This is a genomic window from Streptomyces sp. NBC_01439, assembly GCF_036227605.1.
Lineage (GTDB): Bacteria > Actinomycetota > Actinomycetes > Streptomycetales > Streptomycetaceae > Streptomyces.
The window spans coordinates 3,858,081-3,879,469 of sequence record NZ_CP109487.1; the positions used below are offsets into that span (position 1 = coordinate 3,858,081).

Consider the following 21,389-nt stretch of genomic DNA (forward strand, 5'->3'; position numbering starts at 1 on the left):
CAACCCCCGGGAGGCACCCCGCATGGCCAGCGACAGCGACCCCGTCAAGGACCTCGCCGACGAGCCGGTCGACCACCGGTTCAAGGGCCTCCCCCCGGACGCCGAGGCGCACGGCCTCACCGTCGGCCGGCTCGCCGCCGAGCGCCGCGACCTGTACACCGGCGGCTTCACCACCCCCGTCCTGACCCTCGACGCGGACGCGCTGGAGCACAACCTCGCCGCGCTCGGCACCTACGCCGCCCGTCACGACCTGGCCTTCGCCCCGCACGGCAAGACCCCCATGGCCCCGCAGCTCTTCCGCCGCCAGCTGGAGCACGGCGCGTGGGGCATCACCGTCGCCATGCCCCACCAGGCCCGCGTCTGCCGCGCCTTCGGCATCCGGACGATCTTCCTGGCCAACGAGCTGGTCGATGCTCCCGCCCTCCGATGGGTCGCCGACGAGCTCGCCGCCGACCCCGACTTCCGGTTCGTCTGCTACGTCGACTCCGTCCGCGGGGTCGAGCTGATGGACGCCGCCCTCCACGGCCACGGCGCCACCCTCGACGTCGTCCTCGAACTCGGCGCCGGCGCCGAGGGGCGCACGGGGCTCCGTACCGACGCCGAATGCCAGGCCGTCGCCGAGGCCGTCGCCGCGTCCCCCGCCCTGCGCCTGGCAGGTGTGGCCGGCTACGAGGCCACCATGCCCGGCGCCGACGCCGACAGCGTCCGCGCCTGGCTGCGCCGTCTCACCGCGCTCGCCGCCGATCTCGACAAGCAGGGCCTGTTCACCGGCACCGGCCTGGACGAGGTCATCGTCAGCGCCGGCGGCAGCGAATGGTTCGACGCCGTCGCCGAGGTCTTCGCCGAGGTCCCGGAGCTGTCGCTGCCCGTCCTTCCGCTGCTGCGCTCCGGTGCGTACGTCTCCCACGACCACGGCTGGTACTCGGGCTTGACCCCCTTCAACCGCGTTCCCGAGGAGGGCGGCCTGCTCCCCGCCTTCCGGCTGTGGACCCAGGTGGTCTCCCGCCCCACGCCCGGCCAGGCCTTCGTCAACGCCGGCAAGCGGGACATCGCCTACGACCTCGGCCTGCCCGAAGTGCTCGCCGTGCGCAGCGCCCGCGACGGCGTCGAGCGCGCCGCGACCGGAATCCGGGTGACCAAGCTGTCCGACCAGCACGCCTGGGTCGAGACGGACGCCGACGCCACCCCGCTGGAGGTCGGCGACTGGGTCTCCCTCGGCATGGCCCACCCCTGCACCATCTTCGAGAAGTGGCCGCTGATCCCGGTCGTGCAGGCCGACGGCGCCGTCACCGACTACGTCCGCACCTTCTTCTAGGCTCCGGCCGGTGGACCTGGTCATCCGGGGGGCCCGCGTCGTCGACGGCACGGGCGGGCCCTCGTACACCGCCGACGTCGGCGTCCACGAGGGCCGGATCGCCGAGATCGGCAGGCTTCCGGGCGGCGGGCGCCGGACCCTCGACGCCCGCGGTCTCGCCCTCGCCCCGGGCTTCGTCGACATGCACGCCCACAGCGACCTGGCGCTGCTGCGCGACCCGGACCACAGCGCGAAGGCCGCCCAGGGCGTGACGCTCGAAGTCCTCGGCCAGGACGGCCTGTCGTACGCGCCCGTCGACGACCGCACCCTCGGCGAGGTGCGGGCCGCCGTCGCCGGCTGGAACGGATCCGGCGACGACGTCGACTTCGACTGGCGCACGGTCGGGGGGTATCTCGACCGGCTGGACCGGGCCCACGGCGGGCGTGGCGTGGCCGTCAACGCCGCCTACCTGGTTCCCCAGGGCACGGTCCGTGCGTACGCCCTCGGCTGGGACGACCGGCCGGCGACCGCGGCCGAGCTGGACCGGATGCGCCAGCTCGTCGCCGAAGGCCTCGCCCAGGGCGCCGTCGGCCTGTCCTCCGGCCTCACCTACACCCCCGGCATGTACGCCACCGGGGCCGAACTGACGGCGCTGTGCCGGGTCGTGGCCCGCTACGGCGGCTACTACTGCCCGCACCACCGCAGTTACGGCCGCGATGCGCTGGCCGCCTACGCCGAGATGGTCTCGCTCGCCCGGGACGCCGGCTGCGCCCTGCACCTCGCGCACGCCACCATGAACTTCGGGGAGAACCGGGGCCGGGCCGGCGAGCTGCTCGCCCTGCTCGACGCGGCCCTGGACGGGGGCGCCGACATCACCCTCGACAGCTACCCGTACACCCCGGGCTGCACCACCCTGGTCGCGCTCCTGCCCAGTTGGGCGAACGAGGGCGGCCCGGAGGCGGTCCTGGCCCGGCTGCGCGACGACACCCAGGCCGAGCGGATCCGCCGTGCGCTGGAGGTCGAGGGCTCCGACGGCTGCCACGGGGTCCCCGTCGACTGGTCGACGGTCGAGGTCTCCGGCACCGCCGACCCCGCATACGGCCCGTACGTGGGCAGGCGCCTGGACGGTTGGGAGACCGCCCGTGCCCTCCTGCTCGGCGACCGGCTCGCGCCGACGGTCCTCCAGCACGTCGGCCACGAGGAGAACGTCCGGGCGATCATGCGTCACCGGGTCCACACCGGCGGCTCCGACGGCATCCTCCAGGGCGCGAAACCGCACCCGCGGGCGTACGGCACCTTCCCGCACTACCTCGGCCGCTACGTCCGCGAACTCGGCCTGCTCTCCCTGGAGGAGTGCGTCGCGCACCTGTCCGGCCGGCCCGCGGCGCGCCTGCGGCTGCCCGACCGGGGCCTGGTCCGCGTGGGGTACCGCGCCGACCTCGTCCTCTTCGACCCGGACACGGTCGCGGCCGGGTCCACGTACGAGCGGCCGCGCGTGCTGCCGACCGGGATCCAGCACGTCCTGATCGACGGGCGTTTCGTGATGCGCGACGGGCGCCGGACGGACGTGCTGGCCGGGCGGGCGGTACGCCGAACCGGCCGCGATCTTCGGTAAATCAGACATCTACGATGGGCGGCATGGTCGCCTTCGCGCTTGCCGCCGTGCTCTTCCTCGCCTTCTGCATCAGCGTCCGGCGGGACCGGCGCCGTTTCAGCAACGCCGTGCTCCTGGGGCTGACTTTCCTCAGCGCGTTCTCCGCACTGTTCGTCCAGGTCGTCAAACTGCCCACCTGGGCGGCCGTCACGGTCCTCGTGCTCGCCTTCGCCTCACCCGTGTTCGCCGCGCTGGGCTTGGGCGTCTTCCTCGTCCGCAACGGCATGGTCATGATCCGCAAGGAGGGCTTCCGGCCGGCCAACCTGCTGTCGATGCTCGCGGGCCTCACGATCTTCGGTCTGATCGCGCTACTGGTCCTCGTCGGCGTGGTCGGCTCGCCCCTCCTCGGGGGCATCGCCGGAACGGTCACCGTGGTCGCCGGCTACGTCTCCTTCGTCTTCTTCTGCTTCCTCGGCTACGCCTTCCTCTACGGCCGGATCAAGGTGCGCGGCGACGTCGACCACGTGGTCATGCTGGGATCGGGCCTGGTCGGCGGCGACCGCGTGCCACCGCTACTGGCCTCCCGCCTGCGCAAGGGGCAGCAGATCTACGAGGCCCAGCTGGCCCGGAGCGGCCGGCCGCCGTTCCTCCTGGTCTCGGGCGGCAAGGGATCGGACGAGAAGGTCTCCGAGGCCCGGGCGATGGCGGACTGGCTGATCGCGCAGGGCGTGCCCGAGCAGCACGTCGTACTGGAGGACCGCTCCACCACGACCGAGGAGAACATGCTCTTCAGCCGGGACGTCATGACGGCGCACGACCCGGCCTACCGGTGCGTGGTGGTCACCAACAACTTCCACGCGTTCCGGGCGGCGATGCTGGCCCGCAAGACCGGTGTCAACGGGCAGGTGCTGGGCTCGCCCACCGCGAAGTACTACTGGCCGAGCGCCACCATCCGCGAGTTCGTCGCGGTCTTCTGGGAGCACCGGGTCGTGAACCTGTCGATCTGCGCCCTGCTCACCGTCCTCGGCGCGCTCGGCACGCTGGCGGCGGTCCTCGTCTGACCCGCCCCCGCGCGCACGCGGTGGTGCCGTGACTCCCCCCTTGGCAGTCACGGCACCGGTTCCGGGCCTCGCGGGCGTCGGTCAGACCCGCTGCCAGAGCGCCGGGACGTTCGGCGGCTCCCAGCCCGGCTGGGCCTGGTGCCCCTGGAGGCAGCGGTAGGTCGAGCCGCCGTGGGTGACGGTGGCGCCGGCCGCGTAGACGGTGCCCGCCTTCCAGCTGCCGCCCGGTTCGGGGTCGCCGGGGCCGGGGCCCGGGCCGGGGTCGCTGCCGCTGACCTTGAGGGTCAGCCCGTACGCGGACAGGATCGGGTTCAGCGGCTGGAAGAAGGTGGTCCCGCCGCTGGAGCAGTTGCCGGAGCCGCCCGAGGTGACGCCCTGGGCCTGGCTCCCGGAAATGTAGGAGCCGCCCGAGTCGCCCGGCTCGGCGCAGACCGTCGTACGGGTCACCCCGGAGATGGTGCCCTCGGGGTAGGTGACGCTGGTGCCGTGCTGCTGGATCGTGCCGCAGTGCCATCCGGTGGTCGATCCGGAACGGCACACCGAGGCCCCGACCGGCTGTAGCACCGAGCCGGTGACCTGGACGTTCGCGCCGCCACTGCCCTTCACGTAGGGGGTCGCGGTCCACTGGGCGTTCGCGGCCACCCAGGCCATGTCGTTGCCGGGGAAGACCGAGGCCTGGAAGGAGCCCTGGGCCACCTGGTTGAAGCCGCTGGTGGTGGTTCCGGCGCGCCCGCAGTGCCCGGCGGTGGCGAAACCGTTCACGGACCCCTTGGTGACGGGGAAGCCGACGGAACAGCGGCCGCTGCCGTTCATGTAGTACGCGTCCCCGCCGCGCAGGTCGTGCAGCGGGCGCGGGGCCACGGCCGTACGGACCACCGTGACGGCGGCCGCGTCGGTTCCGGTGGCGGCCAGCAGCGCGGCCGCCGCCCCCGCCTCGGTCTCCTCGACGACGAGGGTGTTGGAGCGCGGGTCGACGTAGCGGACCGGGGTCGCGGGGCCGGCAGCCAGGTCCAGGGCGGCCCGGTCGGCGTCCAGGTCGGCCAGGGTCCGGGCGACCAGCTTCGCCCGCGCGCCCGTGGCTCGTATCGCGGCGGTGTCGGAGGCCCGGGTGGTGGCCACGGTGAGGGTGCCCGCGTCGGCCCCGTCCACCCAGGCCCCGGCGAAGGCGGCGCCGAGCCGGTCGCGCAGCCGGGCGGCGGTGGCCCCCGCCTCGGCCTCGTGGACGAGTCGGGCCTTGGCCTGCGTGGGGGTCAGGCCGAGGTCGCGCTGCATCGCGGCGAGCAGTTCGGGCGGGGCGTCGGCGGTGCGCAGGGCGGCCGCCGCGGAGGGCGCCGCGGGGGTGGGATCGGCGATGGCGCCGCCGGTCCCGGCCAGCAGCAACCCGGCGGCGGCCAGGGCGGTACACGCCGCGCGGGCGTGTCGCTTGAGCATGGGGGATCTCCTCGGTTTCCGGTGGGGTCTGCGGAAACCGTAGAAATCCGAACCATTGCGTGGGAGCTGCCAGTTGGCCCCTGCCCCGGTGTTATGCCCGGGCCGTACGACGGCCCGCGCGCGGTCGAGGTGCGTTCATGGGGCGGCGGTCGGAGGATGGGGCCAGGGGTAAACCGTAGGAGGTACGCGATGGTCAGTGAACCCGACGAGCAGCCCACGCGGTCGGACCGGCTCTTCACGGGCGGGGAACGGCCGTACGACCCCGAGGACCTCGTGATGGTGACCGGCCACGACCCGACTCCGGAGCGGGTCGAGAAGGCCCGGAAGCTCATGGAGAAGGAGGGCCCGCAGGTCATCGAGCGCTACCTGCCGTAGCCACGGCACGGCGCCCGAGCGCTGCCGCAACCGCCCCCGGCTCCGCTGGGGGCGTCCTCCAGCCCCGCCGGCGATTGAGGCGCGGGGGCCCGGGGGCAGCGCCCCCGCAACGGCGCCGCGCCCGCCCGGTGCCCGGCTAAGCCGCCGGCAAGGCGCCGGCTCCGGCCGACCTGGCCAACGCCTCCGCATGCGCGGCCCGCACGTGCCCCAGCACATCGGCGGCCCGCGCAGCGACCCGCGCGGCAGGATGCCAGCCCAGCAGGTGCCGCCAGATCAGCGGGGTCCCGGCGAGGGGCCGCGTGACCACCCCCGGGGTCACCGGGAACGTGGCCCGGCACAGTCCGACCGCCCGTCCCACCTGCACCAGGTGCACGCAGGAGGCGGTGTCGGTCTCGTAGACGCAGGCGGGCGCAAAGCCGGCCCGCACGCAGGCCGCGGCGAAGCAGTCGCCGAAACACCCGTCGCCGGGGACGTCCGTCCACGCCTCGGCGGCCAGCTCGGCCAGCTCGATCTCGGCACGCGGGGCCCGTGCCAGGGCCAGCGGGTGGTCCTCGGCCAGCATCACGTAGACGGGATCGCGCGCCACCTCCATCCATGCGAGGCGCCCCGGCTCGGGCGGCGCGCTCTCCCCGCAGACCCCGACCATCGCGAAGTCCAGCCGGCCGTCGGCGACGCCGGCCGCGACCTCCTTCTCCGACCAGGAGGTGTACGTCGTCACCGGCACGCCCGGCTCCTCGTGCGCGAGCCGGTCCACGAGCCCGCCGAGCAGCGGTCCGTGCGTGCCGCCGAGCCGGTAGCCGTGCGCCTCCTGGCGGGCGAACCGCTGGGCGTCCTCCTGTAGCTCGCACACGGCGGGCAGCAGCACCCTGGCCCGCTCCAGCACCAGCTCACCGAGGGCGGTGGCCCGTACGCCGTCGCGCCCCCGCAGGAACAGCGTGCCGCCCAGCGCCCGCTCGATGCGCTTGAGCTGGGTACTGAGCGCGGGTTGCGCGAGGCCGAGCGCGGTGGCGGCCCGCGTCAGGCTCCCGGCGTCGGCGACGGCCCGGACGATCTTGAGGTGCCTCAGCTCCAGATCCATACGACGAGCTTGGTCCAGACCTGTGGCCGTGCGCTACGGGTCGGGCGCATCCAGAATCGTTAATGCTCGTTAGCCGCGAGGAGGACACGACCCTAAGGACAGGAAAATGCACGCACTCGACGTCGACTGGGACCACCCCACCGACCCGCGACCCGGCCCACGGCTCGACCACGTCCGCGCCTACGTGAGTACCGCGGGAGCCGACGGGCACCTCTGGCACGGAGTCCGCACCCTCCTGCTGACCACGCTCGACCGCGCCACCGGCCACGCCGTCCGCACCCCGCTGATCTACGGCGAGGACGCCGGCCGGCACATCGTCCTGGCCTCCGCCGACGGCGCCCCGGACCACCCCCGCTGGTACCTGAACCTCACCGCCCACCCGGAGGTCCGCCTCCAGGTCGGCGCCGCCGCCTTCACGGCCCGGGCGCGCACCGCCACGCCCCAGGAACGCGAGGTGTACTGGGAAATGATGACGGCCCTGTGGCCCCCGTTCGAGGACGACCGCGCCGCGGCCCGACCCCGCGAGATCCCGCTGGTGATCCTGGACCGCGCGGGCTGAGCGCCCCGCCCGCAAGGGTCAGAACGTCGGCGCGGCGACCGCGGTGTACGTGCGCCCGCCCGCGACGAAGTCGCCCAGCGGGACCATGCCGAAGCCGTCGACGTGCACCTTCCAGGACGGCACGTTCCCGGCCTCGATGAAGGCGACCACGGCTTCGGCGCGCTCCGAGGCCGCCGCCAGGGCCATGGTGAACAGCGCCCGGGCCACGCCGCGCCCCCGGTGGGGGGCGGCGACCACGACCGGCCCGTAGAGCAGCCATCGCGCCTCGGCCAGCGGGCGCCCCTGCCACTCCAGGGCCTCCTGGGCCTCGAGCAGACCCGCGACCGGCGGCGACGGGTCGACCAGGGTCGCGGGCGCCGACAGCGCGAGCAGCCCGACGATCCGGCCCCCGTCGTCCGCGACCAGCAACTCCCGCGCACCGGCCATCGCCCGCAGCACGCCGACGTCGAAGCGACCCTGGACGAAACCCTGCTCCGCCCGCTGCCCTTCGGTCAGCGCGTCGTGGTGGTTGGCGGCGAAGAGCTCAGCCATGGCGGGCGCATCGGCCTCAGCGGCGTACCGGTACTCCATCCCACGATCGTGCCACGCCCCCGCGGCCGGACCGCGCTGCCGACACCGGGGCCCGAGGGTGACACCGGGGACAGTGTTGAACACGTTCAATACCTCTGACAGTATTGCTTCCGGTGAACCTGCCGAGCAGCGGGAATGCGGATCCGTCTGCGTCGCGAGGTTGCCACGAGACCGGACGTGGGCACCACATGGGCCTGATCCTGATCATCCTCGCCCTGACCATCGCCCTCGTGCTCGCCCTCGTGGGCCTGGCCGTGATCCTCACGGCGAGCGCGGGCCTGGGCCTCGCGACCGCCGCGGTCAGCCGCAAGCTGCCGCTCTGGGCCAGGATCACCCTGCTGCTGGCCCTCGCCGCCGCTCCGGCTGCGGCGCTGGCGAGCACCCTGGACGTCGCGGCCGTCTGGCAGCTGACCGCCTGGGCGCCGCCGTTCCTCACGACGGTCGCCTCAGGAGCCGTCTGGCTCGCCTTCGAAGCCGGCAGGCGCCGCACGCCCAGCCTCCCGAAGCCGGCATGGCCGGTCCGCCACTCACCGGCCGCCGGCCACTGAGGACGCGCGACTCACCCGTGGTCGTACACGGTCACTTCCACGTCGCGCGCGCACAACGTCCCGGTGATCAGCGGCTCGATGCGCGTCCACGTGCCGCCCGCGAGCCCGCACCCGATGCGCGGCATGTGGACGCTCGCCCCGAGCTCGACGGCGCGATCGGCGAGCGCGGCAAGACACCGCTCCACCGCGTCGTACCGAATGGGCGGCCCCCCGCTCCCGGTCCGTATGCCGCGCTGGCCGACCATGTTGGCCACCCATGTATCGGGCTTCACCTGCACCACTTGCACGGCGCCCAGCCCGAAGTCATTTCCGCTGCGCCCCCGGTGCCACGCCCGGTACGCGGCCTCGGGCTCAGCCCACCGCTTCGAAACGGCCAGCACGAAGCCCTTCCCCCACCCCCCGAGGTCGTTGCAGACGTGCGCGATGACCTTGGGCCCCTTGGCCTGGGGACTCGTCGCGTCCCCGGCAATGATCCTGATCGGCTTCATACTTCGAACGGTATGCGCCACCACCGACAGGGGGAGGGGTGGGTGTGCGAGGGGCGGGGTCGGAAGGGTGTGGCGGGGGCTTCGGTAGTCGGGATCCACTCGGGCGGCATCAGGGATGCGTACGGGGGTTTCCCGTCAGTCCCATCGTCCCTCCGGGTCGGGAGTTCCTTTTCGGGGACGGGGCGATCAGAGAGCCGCGAGGAGATCTTGGCCGCCACGACCGAGAGACGGGGCCCATCACAGACCAGCGCCCGAGTCGGCGGGAAGCGCATCCGATCGCTACGTGCTCCCCATCCCTCAGCGTCCGACGACCGCCCTGGGCTGGGCACAGGCCGCCCCAGATCGCTACGCGCTTCTCCCTGACCGCGATCAGCGTCCGGCCGACGCCGATGAGAGCCGCTGAGAGCCGCTGAGAGGGGGCGAACGGCCGGCAGCTCGGCCACTGCGTCATGAAGCCGGGTCAACTCGAGCATCACCCCACAGGCCCGCACCCAAAGAGGGGTAACTGGGCAAGCTGTCGGCCCTTCTGCCCACCCACGTGCCCTGACCCGCATCCACGCCGAAATAGCCGCTGTCTCACGCTTCTCCACCCCAGTCAGCCGTCAGACGCCTCCCATCACAAGCACCTACGGGTCGTGGGCGGCCTACGTCCAGCCCGGGACGGCCGTCGGACGCTGAGGGATGGGGAGCGCGTAGCGATTGGACGCGCTCCCCCGACACGGGCCCTGGTCTCGATGGGCCCCGCCTCCGGGCCGTGCCCCTTCTCGCCCGACCTGGTCGCGCATCTCTGATCGCCCCGTCCCTGGAAAGGATCGCCCGGCCCGTTCCTTTGGGGGGTTCCCGGCAGTCTTTCGTTTCTCCGGGGCGGGACGGTCGGTCAAGGGTGGCCGCAGGCCATCGCGAAGCGACGCGACGACGAAGGAGGAGCGCCCTTGAGGGACCGGCCCGACCCGGAGGGACGAAAGACTGCCGGGAAGCCCCCATACCCATCCCTGATACCGGCCAGGCGGCTCCCGCTCACCCCGAAGCCCCCGCGGCACGTTCCCCACCCGACCCCGCCCATCCGACTCCCCGCCACCGAAGCCCTCACCCGCTCAGAGGTACTCGCGGGCGAACTCCACCGCCCATTCCACCGCCGCCAGCGGGACGCTGCCCGAGTGGGGGTCGACGGCGAGGCGGGCCGACTCCCAGTCCTGGTCGTGTTCGCGGAAGATCGCGAAGCGGGCCTCTTCGAGAACCCCCTCCGGCCTGACCGAGAACTCGATCGCTCGGTCGTCGCCGTCCGTACCGACCGTGGCGATCTCCATGTCACCGACTACGAAAACCACTGTCCCGCGCTCCTCAATTGCCGCTGTACACGTACCCCAGCAGGAGGAAAACGATGAAGATCGCTCCTGCCGCCATGAGGTCGCCCGCCGCGGCGACGACCACCGCGCTGACCCGTTCGGTGCATCGGCGGCGGTCCGCCGGCTTCCACGCGCCCTGGTCCTGGTTCATGCACCCAGCCTCCACCGCGGCACCGACACCCACATGAGTGTGCGTACTCATCCGGGGTACTCATGCGGCCTACCCGACCGCTTCCGATCTACCCGGCCACCTGGGGTGACGAGCGCAACACCATGCGCTCACCCGCGCCCGCACCCCACTCATTCCGCAGGTCGGAACGCCGGCGCGACCCCGGATTCCAAGGAGGGACCACTCCCCCACCCACCCATTACCCGAAACGGGGCAAACCGCCCTTCGGGCTTCTCTTCGAAAACACGCGTCAAGCCCGCACCCGGGCCCGTAAGCTCCCGTCATGCAGGTGATCCAGTCAACCAAACTCGCCAATGTCTGTTACGAGATCCGCGGCCCCGTGCTCGAAGAGGCGATGCGGCTCGAAGCAGCAGGTCATCGCATCCTCAAGCTCAACACGGGCAACCCCGCGGCCTTCGGCTTCGAGTGCCCTCCGGAGATCCTTGAGGACATGCTCCGCAACCTGGGCACCGCCCACGGTTACGGCGACGCGAAGGGGCTGCTCTCCGCGCGCCGCGCGGTCATGCAGCACTACCAGACCAAGGGCATCGACCTGGACGTCGAGGACATCTACCTCGGCAACGGCGTCTCCGAGCTGATCCAGATGTCCATGCAGGCGCTGCTCGACGACGGCGACGAGGTCCTGGTCCCCGCACCGGACTACCCGCTGTGGACCGCCTCCGTGTCCCTCGCCGGCGGCACGGCCGTGCACTACCGCTGCGACGAGCAGGCCGACTGGATGCCCGACCTCGCCGACATCGAGCGCAAGGTCACCGATCGCACCAAGGCGATCGTCATCATCAACCCGAACAACCCGACCGGTGCCGTCTACGACGAAGAGATGCTGCGCGGGCTCACGGACATCGCGCGCCGCCACAACCTGGTCGTCTGCTCGGACGAGATCTACGACCGGATCCTCTACGACGGCGCCGTGCACCACAACACCGCCGCCATCGCCCCGGACCTGCTGACGCTGACCTTCAACGGGCTCTCGAAGAACTACCGCGTCGCCGGCTACCGGGCCGGCTGGATGGCGGTCTGCGGCCCCAAGAAGCACGCCGCCTGCTACATCGAGGGCCTCACGGTCCTGGCCAACATGCGCCTGTGCGCGAACATGCCCTCGCAGCACGCCGTGGCCACCGCGCTCGGCGGCCGGCAGTCGATCGAGGACCTGGTCCTGCCCGGCGGGCGGATCCTGGAACAGCGCAACGTCGCGTACGACCTGCTCACCCAGATCCCCGGCGTCACCTGCGTGAAGCCGAAGGGCGCGCTGTACGCCTTCCCGCGTCTGGACCCGTCCGTCTACAAGATCAAGGACGACCGGCAGATGGTCCTGGACCTGCTGCGGGCCGAGAAGATCATGGTGGTGCACGGCACGGGCTTCAACTGGCCCGAGCCCGACCACTTCCGGATCGTGACCCTGCCGAACGCCAAGGACCTGGCCGACGCCGCGACCCGGATCGGGAACTTCCTCGACGGCTACAGCCAGCTGTAGCGGCGCACGGTGCGTCTCGCCGCGGTCCAGCCGGCGAGACGCACCTCCCGGCAACAGGATTTGGCTCAACTTTAGAACCGATCCAATGTAGGATGGCTTCCTGACCACGCAGGAGGCCACCTCATGTACGAGCCGATCCGCACGAAGCCGGTCGTCCACCGCATGGGCACCGCCCCGGCCGACTACCCGCACAGCAGCCGCGGCGAAGCACTGGACATCCAGCTCGCAGGCCACCTCGCGGCCCTGCTCGCCGTCACCGACGAGCTCGGGCTCGACGAGGCCGCCACCGAGATCGCCGCCCAGGTCGCCCGACTGCGCGGCGGCGCCCAACCCGCCCGCGCGCCGCGCCACTCCACCGAGGACATCGCCGCGCTGCACCACCGCGCCCACGACCTCGCCGCCCGCGCGCTCCTCGTCGCCGCGTCCCGCGCCGACACCACCGTCGCGATCCTCGCCGCCGAGCGCATGGAAGCGCACGCCGCCGCCCTGAAGTCCCCGGACCTGGCCGGCGCCCTCTAGACGGCCCCGGTCCGGGGCCGCGGAGGCTCCGGACCGGGTGCCACGTTCCCTGCGCGAGGGCCTGCGGCAGGGGCGGAAATTGGACAGAATCCGGTGCTCCGAACACGATGAGGGCTGAAAGATCGCGGTTGCCCGGGGGAGGCCGCTCCACATGCTCCATCTCCTCCACTCCGCTTCGTCCCCGTTCGAGCATTCTGGAGAGGTTCGCGCATGAGCTTCGGCGACCCCAACAACCCCTACGGCCAGCAGCCCCCGCAGGGTCAGCCCGGTCAGCAGGCCCCGCAGGGCGTGCCCCCGCAGTACGGCTACCCGCAGCAGCCGCCGCAGGGCGCCGCCCCGCAGTACGGCTACCCGCAGCAGGCCCCGCCGCCGTACGGCGCCTACCCGCCGCCGGGCATGCCGGGGATGCCGGGCATGCCCGGCTCGGGGATGCCGCCGCTGGCCCACTGGGGCTTGCGCCTGGGTGCGACCCTGCTCGACGGACTGATCATCGTGGGCCCGATGTACGCCCTGATCGGTATCGGCGCGGCCATCGCCAGCGACGAGACGACCGAGGCGATCGCCGGCATCCTCGGCCTGATCGGCGTGCTGTACCTCATCGGCATGGGCATCTTCCAGGTGTACCGGGAAGGCACCACCGGCCAGACGATCGGCAAGAAGATCGTCGGCATCAGCCTGCACCGCGAGGCCGACGGGGCCACCCTCGGCTTCGGCATGGCGCTCGTCCGCAAGCTGGCGCACATCCTCGACAGTGCCGCCTGCTACCTCGGCTACTTCTGGCCGCTGTGGGACGAGAAGAAGCAGACCTTCGCCGACAAGGTGTGCAGCACCGTCGTCATCAAGGTGAACCAGAACGGCTGATCGCCCCACGGTGAGGACCGGTGGCGGCTGACTGCACCACGCCCTTCAGGCCGCCCGCGCGAACTCCGCGCCGGCGACCCCGCACCAGGGCACCGTCGCCACCGGCCACACCGGGCCGACCGCCTCCCCGTACTCGGTCGCCCCCGGTGCCACGCCCGGGATCTTCACCAGCGCCTGCGCGGCCCGCCCCTGCGGATCCGCTTCGGCGCGGTCGCGGAACTCCACCGTGACGACGTACGCGCCGAGGCCCTCGGCCCGCCCGGTCGCCTCCACCGCGGCCACCACCCGGCGGCTGGCCGGATCGATCCGGCACCCGGTGACCCGTACGTCCTCCACCGCCGCCCGCGGCGGCGGCTGCGGCGGATCGCCGCCGCTCGCCCACACGTACAGACCCAGCGGGGCGAACACCAGCAGCCCGGCCACCGTCACCAGGCCGACCAGCCAACCCTGCCATTTCAACGTGCTCACGCCCATGCCCCGATCCTCCCGGGCCGCCGCCCCGCCCACCAGCACCCGAGGGCCCACACAGCATTTCGAAGTGGGACCGCCTGGACACCTGACGTTCATTCAAGTTGGCGCGGAATGTGGGTTTCCGCGAGCACGCTGCACCCGTGAGACGCATCCTAGGAATCGTCCTGGGCCTCCTCCTGATCGGCGGCGTGCTCTACGTCGTCGCGTTCCAGGGGCAGGATCACCCAGAAACCACGGCAACGAAGACCGTGCGTGGCGTCATCGGCTCGGAGAAGTCCGAATTCTTCCGCGACCCCGACGTCGTCAAGGCCCTTGCCGCCAAGGGCTACACCGTCAAGACGGAGACCTCGGGCTCCTGGGCAATGGACCAACTCGCCCTCAAGGACTTCGACTTCGCCTTCCCCAGCAGCAGTGAACCCGCCAAGGAGGTCGCGGCCGCCGCCGGGCTCAAGGGGGCCCAGGAGACCAAGCCGTTCTTCTCCCCCCTCGTCGTCATCGCCCGCTCGGGCGCGGCCGAGGTGCTGGCCGCCAACGGCCTCGCCAAGATGACCGGCAAGAACTCCGGCACCCTGCTCATGGGCCCCTTCCTCAAGGCCTCCGGCGAGGACCGCACCTGGCAGCAGCTGCCCGGCTCCGCGGCCCACGCCGAGCTGACCGGCACGGTGTTCATCAAGACCACCGACCCGTCCTCCTCCAACTCCGGCGCCCTCTTCCTCGCCGCCACGTCCAACGTGGCGAACGGCAACACCGTGGTCGCCGACGACGCCGGCATCGCCCGCACCGCACCGCTCATGCGCAAGCTGATCTCCGTCCAGGGCGCGCTGGAACCCAGCACCGACGACCCCTTCCGGGCCTTCATCAGCGGCAGCGGCGAACCGCTGATCCTGGTGTACGAGTCGCAGGTGGCCTCGCTGCTGATGCAGAAGCAGGATCCGGGCGACATGGTCGTGCTCTACCCGGACACCACCGTCAACTCGGCGCACACCTTCGTGCCGCTGACCGAGCGGGCGCGGGAGCTGGGCACGCTCCTCGCCACCGATCCGAAGCTGCGCGAGATGGCCGTGCTCCGCGGGTTCCGCCCGCAGGAGGGCGTGGCCGAGTTCGCCGCCGCGACGGCTCCGCACACCGCCTACCTCAACACGGGGCTGACCGGCATCCGCCAGGTCGGCACGCCCACCGTCAAGATCCTGATGGCGCTGGCCCAGCGCGCCAAGGGCCAGGGGGACACGCCATGACACTGACACCGCCCGAGGACACGTCCTTCCACCTGAGCCCTCCGGAGCCCGTCGCCCCCGTACGCAAGGAGCAGGCTGCCGGGCTGGTCCCGCTGCCGGAAGGCGTTCGCGAGGAGATGGCCCGCCGGGCCGGGGAGTACGTCGACTCGCTCGCCGCGATCGACACCCGCTCCCCCGAGTTCGCCCAACGCATCGGCGAGATAGCCGCCCTGGGCCAGGCCGACATCCGCAGCGCCGCCCAGCAGTCCAACCGGATGCTGGAGCGGGCGGTGCGTTCGTTGGACCGGGACGGTGGCGGTGACGCCCAGGCCCGGGTCGCCGGCTCCCTCGTCGAGCTGCGGCGCACGGTCGAGGACCTCGACCCGCGGGACACGCCCGCCAAGGGCGCCCGCAAGCTGCTCGCGAAGCTGCCGGGCGGCAACAAGTTCCGTGACCACGTGGCGAAGTACGCCTCCTCGCAGGCCACCCTCAACAAGATCGTGGGCTCGCTCCGCAGCGGTCAGGACGAACTGCGCCGCGACAACGCGGCCCTGCACACCGAGCGCTCTCGCCTGTGGGAGACGATGGGCAAGCTCCAGGAGTACGCGTCCTTGACCGAGGCCCTGGACGGCGCCGTCGAGCAGCGGGCCGCCGAGGCGGAGCACACCGATCCGGGTGCGGCCGACGCGATGCGCGCGGACGTGCTCTTCCCGGTCCGGCAGAAGCACCAGGACCTGCTGACCCAGCTGGCCGTCTGCGCGCAGGGCTACCTGGCGATGGACGTGGTCCGGCGCAGCAACGACGAGCTGATCAAGGGCGTGGACCGGGCCGCCACCACCACCGTGTCCGCGCTGCGGATCGCCGTGATGCTGGCCTCGGCCCTCGACCACCAGCGCACGGTGATCGAGCAGGTCAACGCCCTGAAGGGGACCACCGAGGAGCTGATCCGGGGCAACGCGGAGATGTTGTCCACGCAGAGCGGCGAGATCCAGCGGATCGCGGCCGATCCGGCGGTGGGCGCGGAGACGCTGCGCACCGCGTTCGCGCAGATCTACAAGACGCTGGACGCGATCGACACGTTCAAGGTGCAGGCGACGCAGAACATGGCGGCGACGGTGGAGGCGCTGGCCGGCGAGCTGCACGGTGCGTCGGCGTACCTCGCGCGGACGCGGACCGCCGGTGCGCTCGAGGGCGGTGCCCGGTGAGCGCGGCCGAGCGGGTCCGGACGGGCTTTGCGCTCGTCCTCGCCCTCGCCGCGCTCACGGCGGCGGCTGCCTGCACCTCCGGGGGTGCGGCCGAGCCGGCGGAGACGGCCTACAAGGAGGGCACGCTGCGCGTGCTGGCCTCCAGTGAACTGGCGGATATGGAGCCGGTGCTGGAGCAGGCCCGGAAGGCGACCGGGGTCACGGTGAAGCTGACCTGGTCCGGGACGCTGGACGCCGCCGAGCAGGTCGCCTCCGGGCAGGCCGACGGCAAGTACGACGCGATCTGGCTGTCCTCCAACGACTACCTGCGGCTGCGGCCGGAGGCCGCCGGGAAGCTCTCCAGCGAGACCCCGGTGATGTCCTCGCCCGTCGCCCTCGGTGTGAAGCCGGAGGCGCTGGCCCGGCTGGGCTGGAAGCCCGGGGAGGTCACCTGGCCGGCGGTGCACGAGGCCGTCGCCGCCGGGAAGCTGACGTACGGGATGACCGACCCGGTGCGCTCCAACTCCGGTTTCTCCGCGCTGGTCTCGGTGGCCTCGGGGCTGTCGGGCGCACAGGCGGCGCTGAGCGACGCGGACGTGAAGGCGGCCACGCCCCGGCTGAAGGAGTTCTTCGCCGGGCAGAAGCTGACCTCGGGCTCCTCGGGCTGGCTCGTCACCGCGTACGGCAAGCGCGGGGACGTGGACGCGCTCGTGAACTACGAGTCGGTGCTGCTGTCCATGAACCGGGACGCGAAGGGCGCCGCAGCTCCCCTGACGGTGGTCCGGCCGCGCGACGGTGTGGTCACCGCCCACTATCCGCTGACGCTGCTGACCTCGGCCCCGGCCGGGGCCCGTGATGCGGGGCGGGCGCTCACGGACCATCTGCGGGGCCCGGAGGCGCAGCGGGCGATCACCGAGCGGACCTTCCGCCGCCCGGTCGCGCCCGGGGTGACCCCGGCCGCCGGGCTGGACCAGGAGAAGCGGCGCGAACTGCCGTTCCCCGGATCGCGGGTCGTCGCCGACGGGCTGCTGGCTGGTTACGAGAACGAGCTGCGCCGGCCCTCGCGGACGGTGTACGTGCTGGACACCTCGGGTTCGATGAGCGAGGAGGACCGGATCGGGCGGCTGAAGTCGGCGCTGACCGATCTCACGGGCTCGGGGAGTTCGGGCACCGGGCAGCGGTTCCGGGACCGCGAGGAGGTGACGCTGCTGCCCTTCGGGTCGAAGGTGAAGAAGGTGAACACGCACGTGGTGGAGCCGGGCAATCCGGGGCCGGCCCTGGACGCGATCCGCCGCGACGTGAAGTCGCTCGAGCCGGACGGGGGTACGGCGATCTACGGGAGCCTGGAGGCGGCGTACCAGCAGCTGGGCAAGGGTCCCGCGGACGCCTTCACCTCGATCGTGCTGATGACGGACGGCGAGAACACGGAGGGCGTCGGGGCCGGGCACTTCGATTCCTTCTACGCGGCGCTGCCCGAGGCGCAGAAGCGGACGCCGGTCTTCGCGGTGCTGTTCGGCGACTCGGACCGCAAGGAGCTCACCCACATCACCGAACTGACCGGCGGCCGGCTCTTCGACGCCACCGGCGGAACCGGTTCGCTGGCCGGAGCCTTCGAGGAGATCCGTGGCTACCAGTAGGGCGACCGGGGTCCTGACGTACCTGGAGTCGAAGAAGAACCTGGCCGGCTCCGCCTGCGGCCTGGCCGGCGTGGCCCTCACCCTCGCCGGGGCGGCCGGTGCGTACTGGCCGGTGGTGGTCGCGGGGCTGTACGGGGCGGGCGCGCTGATCGCCCCGCCGGAGCGGACGGCGCCGCCGCCCTTCGACCCCCGTGAGGAGCTCGGCGTCCTGGGCGAGGACCTCGGGCGGCTGCGGGTGTACGTCGACGGGGTGGAGCTGCCCCCGGGGGCGAAGGAGACGCTCGCCGAACTGCTGGAGCTGTACGGGGCGCTGCTGGAGCCTGGGTGGGTGGCCGATGTGCTGGCCGGCGAGCCGGAGGCGGTGCACGCGGTGTCCCGGGCGGTCCGGCAGGACGTGCCGGAGAGCGTGGACGCGTACAACCGGACCCGCTGGTGGAGCCGGATGGCACCGGGCGGGGAGTCGCCGGAGCAGCACCTGGAGCGGCAGCTGGGGCTCCTGCGCGAGGAGGCGCAACGCGTAACGGCGGGCCTCCACGAGGTGGAGGCCCGCCGTCAACAGACGCACACGGCCTACCTGGAGGAGCGCGGACGCTCTTGAGGTCGGTCATGTGCTGCGGTGGGCGCCGCTTGGTCGGGGGCTCCCACAGCGGTGGGCGCCGCTTGGTCGGGGGCTCCCACGTTCATCGGCCCTTCTTCAGGGCGCGTCCTGGCTCAGCCCAGGCGCTCCACGAGTGCGTGGTACTGGTCCCACAGCTCCTTGGGAGTGTGGTCGCCGTAGGTGTTGAGGTGCTCGGGGACCAGGGCGGCCTCCTCGCGCCAGACCTCCTTGTCGACGGTGAGGAGGAAGTCGAGGTCCTCGGCCGGGAGGTCCAGGCCGTCGAGGTCGAGGGAGTCCTTGGTCGGCAGGATGCCGATGGGGGTCTCGACGCCTTCGGCGGTGCCGTCGAGGCGGCCGACGATCCACTTCAGGACGCGGCTGTTCTCGCCGAAGCCGGGCCACACGAACTTGCCCGCGTCGTTCTTGCGGAACCAGTTCACGTAGTAGATCTTCGGGAGCTTGGCCTGGTCCTTGTCCGCGGCGACCTTGACCCAGTGGGCCATGTAGTCGCCCATGTTGTAGCCGCAGAACGGCAGCATGGCGAAGGGGTCGCGGCGTAGTTCGCCGACCTTGCCCTCGGCGGCGGCGGTCTTCTCGGAGGCGATGTTCGAGCCGATGAAGACGCCGTGGTTCCAGTCGAAGGACTCGGTGACCAGCGGCACGGCGGAGGCGCGGCGGCCGCCGAAGAGGATCGCGGAGATCGGGACGCCCTTGGGGTCCTCCCACTCGGCGGCGATCGTCGGGCACTGCGAGGCCGGGACGGCGAAGCGGGCGTTGGGGTGGGCGGCCGGGGTCTCGGACTCCGGGGTCCAGTCGTTGCCCTTCCAGTCGATCAGGTGGGCGGGCGCCTCTTCGGTCATGCCCTCCCACCAGACGTCGCCGTCGTCGGTCAGCGCGACGTTGGTGAAGACGGTGTTGGCGTACATCGTCTTCATGGCGTTGGCGTTGGTGTGCTCGCCGGTGCCGGGGGCGACGCCGAAGAAGCCGGCCTCGGGGTTGATCGCGTAGAGGCGACCGTCCTCGCCGAAGCGCATCCAGGCGATGTCGTCGCCGATGGTCTCGACCGTCCAGCCGGGGATCGTGGGCTCCAGCATGGCGAGGTTGGTCTTGCCGCAGGCGGACGGGAAGGCGGCGGCAAGGTACGTCGGCTCCGCGGTCTCGCCCTCGCCGGCCGGCGGGGTGAGCTTGAGGATGAGCATGTGCTCGGCGAGCCAGCCCTCGTCGCGGGCCATGACGGACGCGATGCGCAGGGCGTAGCACTTCTTGCCGAGGAGGGCGTTGCCGCCGTAGCCGGAACCGTAGGACCAGATCTCTCGGGTCTCGGGGAAGTGCGAGATGTACTTGGTGGTGTTGCAGGGCCACGGCACGTCGGCCTCGCCCTCGGCGAGCGGAGCGCCGAGGGTGTGGACGGCCTTGACGAAGAACCCGTCGGTGCCGAGCTCGTCGAGGACGGGCTTGCCCATGCGGGTCATGGTGCGCATGGCGACGGCGACGTAGGCGGAGTCGGTGATCTCGACGCCGATCGCGGAGAGCTCGGAACCGAGGGGGCCCATGCAGAACGGGACGACGTACATCGTCCGGCCCTTCATGGAGCCGCGGAAGATGCCCTTCTCCCCCGCGAAGCCCCCCTCACCAGTGAAAAGGGCCTTCATCTCGGAAGGGGCCTTCCAGTGGTTGGTCGGGCCCGCGTCCTCCTCCTTCTCGGAGCAGATGAAGGTCCGGTCCTCGACGCGCGCGACGTCGGACGGGTCGGAGGCGGCGTAGTAGGAGTTCGGGCGCTTCGTCTCGTCGAGCTTCTTGAACGTTCCCTTGGCGACGAGCTCCTCGCACAGGCGCTCGTACTCGGCCTCGGAGCCGTCGCACCAGACGACTCGGTCGGGCTGGGTCAGGGCTGCGATCTCGTCCACCCAGGAGATCAGCTCCTGGTGGGTCGTCGGGATGGAAGTGGGAGCCGCGATGTCGCGCGCCACGATTGCTCCTTGTTGAGGGGTTTGTTTGGTGTAGGCCCCGTGGGGGCTGCGACCCGGACGCTTCGCGCTCCGCTCATCCGGTGTCGACCGCACTCATCTGATCATCCGGTGGATGTGCGCATATGTCCAGAGGGCCTCTCACGTGAGCATTGCCACGTCCGTCAATCTTCCGTAAAGACCACTAACGGAAACCTACGGACCCGTAGGTAGCATGGCGCGCATGACTTCTGATGCCGCAGCCTCCCCGGCAGACCCGGCCGCTCCGGCCGCACCGGCCGCACCGGAGGCCAAGCCGCTCATGCGCGGCTGGCTGCACACCGGGATGTTCCCCGCCGTGGTCATCGCGGGCCTGGCGCTGATGGCCTTCACCGACTCGACGAAAGCACGGGTCGCCTGCGGGGTGTACATCCTCACCGCCTGCCTGCTCTTCGGCGTCAGTGCGGTCTACCACCGCGGCACCTGGGGGCCGCGCGGCGAGGCCATCCTGCGGCGGCTCGACCACGCGAACATCTTCTTGATCATCGCGGGCACCTACACCCCGCTGACCGTGCTGCTGCTGCCGCCCTCCACCGGGCGGACCCTGCTGTGGGCGGTGTGGATCGCGGCCGCCGCCGGCATCGCCTTCCGGGTCTTCTGGGTCGGCGCCCCGCGCTGGCTCTACACGCCCTGCTACATCGCCATGGGCTGGGCGGCGGTCTTCTTCCTGCCCGACTTCATGCGGACCGGCGGCATCGCCGTCCTGGTCCTCGTGGTCGTCGGCGGTCTCCTCTACAGCGTGGGCGGGGTCATCTACGGCATGAAGCGCCCGAACCCCTCCCCGCGGTTCTTCGGCTTCCACGAGGTCTTCCACTCGCTGACCCTCGCGGCCTTCGTGGCCCACTACGTCGGCATCTCGCTCGCCGCGTATCAGTACTGAGCGACGCGGGT

The 21,389-nt window shown here is 71.9% G+C and carries 22 protein-coding genes; 14 read left to right on the forward strand and 8 right to left on the reverse strand.

The window, feature by feature from the left end; all coding sequences use genetic code 11:
* The first annotated feature begins 22 nt into the window (after window positions 1–22).
* The 3 genes from OG207_RS16815 to OG207_RS16825 are packed head-to-tail and all read left to right on the forward strand — an operon-like array spanning window position 23 to window position 3,949.
* The gene (locus OG207_RS16815; protein WP_329099348.1) at window positions 23–1,315 is read left to right on the forward strand and encodes an amino acid deaminase; all 1,293 of its coding nucleotides are present in this window, start codon (window positions 23–25) and stop codon (window positions 1,313–1,315) included.
* A gap of 10 nt (window positions 1,316–1,325) precedes the next feature.
* Entirely contained in the window at window positions 1,326–2,909 is a 1,584-nt protein-coding gene (locus OG207_RS16820) for an N-acyl-D-amino-acid deacylase family protein (RefSeq protein WP_329099349.1), read from the forward strand.
* Between the two features lie 23 nt (window positions 2,910–2,932).
* Window positions 2,933–3,949 carry a YdcF family protein gene (locus OG207_RS16825; RefSeq protein ID WP_329099350.1) on the forward strand — a complete coding sequence of 339 codons (1,017 nt, stop codon included), beginning with the start codon at window positions 2,933–2,935 and terminating at the stop codon, window positions 3,947–3,949.
* An 81-nt stretch (window positions 3,950–4,030) separates the two neighbouring features.
* On the opposite strand, the gene OG207_RS16830 is transcribed toward OG207_RS16825, so the two are convergent.
* Window positions 4,031–5,380 (reverse strand): carbohydrate-binding protein, encoded by a 1,350-nt coding sequence (locus OG207_RS16830; protein WP_329099351.1) that lies wholly within the window; start codon window positions 5,378–5,380, stop codon window positions 4,031–4,033.
* A gap of 189 nt (window positions 5,381–5,569) precedes the next feature.
* On the opposite strand from OG207_RS16830, the gene OG207_RS16835 reads away from it, so the two are divergent.
* Complete coding sequence (locus tag OG207_RS16835; protein WP_033218332.1) at window positions 5,570–5,755, forward strand: hypothetical protein; 186 nt, start codon at window positions 5,570–5,572, stop codon at window positions 5,753–5,755.
* Window positions 5,756–5,891: 136 nt separating this feature from the next.
* Here OG207_RS16835 and OG207_RS16840 read toward each other — a convergent pair whose 3' ends face one another.
* Complete coding sequence (locus tag OG207_RS16840; protein ID WP_329099352.1) at window positions 5,892–6,833, reverse strand: LysR family transcriptional regulator; 942 nt, start codon at window positions 6,831–6,833, stop codon at window positions 5,892–5,894.
* Between the two features lie 106 nt (window positions 6,834–6,939).
* Between OG207_RS16840 and OG207_RS16845 the strand changes: the two genes are divergently transcribed.
* The gene (locus tag OG207_RS16845; RefSeq protein ID WP_329099353.1) at window positions 6,940–7,392 is read left to right on the forward strand and encodes a nitroreductase/quinone reductase family protein; all 453 of its coding nucleotides are present in this window, start codon (window positions 6,940–6,942) and stop codon (window positions 7,390–7,392) included.
* Window positions 7,393–7,410: 18 nt separating this feature from the next.
* On the opposite strand, the gene OG207_RS16850 is transcribed toward OG207_RS16845, so the two are convergent.
* On the reverse strand, window positions 7,411–7,962 hold the full coding sequence (locus OG207_RS16850; RefSeq protein ID WP_329099354.1) for a GNAT family N-acetyltransferase: 552 nt from the start codon (window positions 7,960–7,962) through the stop codon (window positions 7,411–7,413).
* A gap of 188 nt (window positions 7,963–8,150) precedes the next feature.
* Between OG207_RS16850 and OG207_RS16855 the strand changes: the two genes are divergently transcribed.
* Window positions 8,151–8,510, forward strand: a complete 360-nt coding sequence (locus OG207_RS16855) for a hypothetical protein (protein WP_329099355.1) — start codon at window positions 8,151–8,153, stop codon at window positions 8,508–8,510.
* An 11-nt stretch (window positions 8,511–8,521) separates the two neighbouring features.
* Here OG207_RS16855 and OG207_RS16860 read toward each other — a convergent pair whose 3' ends face one another.
* The 3 genes from OG207_RS16860 to OG207_RS16870 all read right to left on the reverse strand — a co-directional run bounded on the left by OG207_RS16860 (window position 8,522) and on the right by OG207_RS16870 (window position 10,495).
* Complete coding sequence (locus OG207_RS16860; RefSeq protein WP_329099356.1) at window positions 8,522–8,998, reverse strand: macro domain-containing protein; 477 nt, start codon at window positions 8,996–8,998, stop codon at window positions 8,522–8,524.
* Window positions 8,999–10,092: 1,094 nt separating this feature from the next.
* Window positions 10,093–10,326 carry a hypothetical protein gene (locus tag OG207_RS16865; RefSeq protein WP_329099357.1) on the reverse strand — a complete coding sequence of 78 codons (234 nt, stop codon included), beginning with the start codon at window positions 10,324–10,326 and terminating at the stop codon, window positions 10,093–10,095.
* 13 nt (window positions 10,327–10,339) lie between these two features.
* A complete protein-coding gene (locus OG207_RS16870) occupies window positions 10,340–10,495 on the reverse strand; it encodes a hypothetical protein (protein WP_329099358.1) in 156 nt (51 codons plus the stop codon).
* 301 nt (window positions 10,496–10,796) lie between these two features.
* On the opposite strand from OG207_RS16870, the gene OG207_RS16875 reads away from it, so the two are divergent.
* The 3 genes from OG207_RS16875 to OG207_RS16885 all read left to right on the forward strand — a co-directional run bounded on the left by OG207_RS16875 (window position 10,797) and on the right by OG207_RS16885 (window position 13,388).
* Window positions 10,797–12,008 carry a pyridoxal phosphate-dependent aminotransferase gene (locus tag OG207_RS16875; RefSeq protein ID WP_329099359.1) on the forward strand — a complete coding sequence of 404 codons (1,212 nt, stop codon included), beginning with the start codon at window positions 10,797–10,799 and terminating at the stop codon, window positions 12,006–12,008.
* 123 nt (window positions 12,009–12,131) lie between these two features.
* Window positions 12,132–12,527, forward strand: coding sequence for an SCO4983 family protein (locus OG207_RS16880; protein WP_329099360.1), 396 nt, complete (start codon window positions 12,132–12,134; stop codon window positions 12,525–12,527).
* Between the two features lie 210 nt (window positions 12,528–12,737).
* Entirely contained in the window at window positions 12,738–13,388 is a 651-nt protein-coding gene (locus tag OG207_RS16885) for an RDD family protein (protein WP_329099361.1), read from the forward strand.
* Between the two features lie 45 nt (window positions 13,389–13,433).
* On the opposite strand, the gene OG207_RS16890 is transcribed toward OG207_RS16885, so the two are convergent.
* Window positions 13,434–13,856: a hypothetical protein gene (locus OG207_RS16890; RefSeq protein WP_329099362.1), complete on the reverse strand. Its 423-nt coding sequence runs from the start codon at window positions 13,854–13,856 to the stop codon at window positions 13,434–13,436.
* A gap of 143 nt (window positions 13,857–13,999) precedes the next feature.
* On the opposite strand from OG207_RS16890, the gene OG207_RS16895 reads away from it, so the two are divergent.
* From OG207_RS16895 to OG207_RS16910, 4 genes are read left to right on the forward strand one after another with little or no spacing between them, the layout of a single operon-like run.
* On the forward strand, window positions 14,000–15,094 hold the full coding sequence (locus OG207_RS16895) for a hypothetical protein (protein WP_329099363.1): 1,095 nt from the start codon (window positions 14,000–14,002) through the stop codon (window positions 15,092–15,094).
* Window positions 15,091–16,278: a toxic anion resistance protein gene (locus OG207_RS16900; protein WP_329099364.1), complete on the forward strand. Its 1,188-nt coding sequence runs from the start codon at window positions 15,091–15,093 to the stop codon at window positions 16,276–16,278. The genes OG207_RS16895 and OG207_RS16900 overlap by 4 nt, the downstream gene beginning before the upstream one ends.
* Window positions 16,275–17,894: a substrate-binding and vWA domain-containing protein gene (locus OG207_RS16905; protein ID WP_329099365.1), complete on the forward strand. Its 1,620-nt coding sequence runs from the start codon at window positions 16,275–16,277 to the stop codon at window positions 17,892–17,894. The genes OG207_RS16900 and OG207_RS16905 overlap by 4 nt, the downstream gene beginning before the upstream one ends.
* The gene (locus tag OG207_RS16910; RefSeq protein WP_329099366.1) at window positions 17,881–18,492 is read left to right on the forward strand and encodes a hypothetical protein; all 612 of its coding nucleotides are present in this window, start codon (window positions 17,881–17,883) and stop codon (window positions 18,490–18,492) included. Before OG207_RS16905 ends, OG207_RS16910 begins: the two co-directional genes overlap by 14 nt.
* 113 nt (window positions 18,493–18,605) lie before the next feature.
* Here OG207_RS16910 and OG207_RS16915 read toward each other — a convergent pair whose 3' ends face one another.
* Window positions 18,606–20,462 carry a phosphoenolpyruvate carboxykinase (GTP) gene (locus OG207_RS16915; RefSeq protein ID WP_329099367.1) on the reverse strand — a complete coding sequence of 619 codons (1,857 nt, stop codon included), beginning with the start codon at window positions 20,460–20,462 and terminating at the stop codon, window positions 18,606–18,608.
* A 220-nt stretch (window positions 20,463–20,682) separates the two neighbouring features.
* On the opposite strand from OG207_RS16915, the gene trhA reads away from it, so the two are divergent.
* Window positions 20,683–21,378: a PAQR family membrane homeostasis protein TrhA gene (trhA, locus tag OG207_RS16920; RefSeq protein ID WP_329099368.1), complete on the forward strand. Its 696-nt coding sequence runs from the start codon at window positions 20,683–20,685 to the stop codon at window positions 21,376–21,378.
* Window positions 21,379–21,389: the final 11 nt, after the last annotated feature.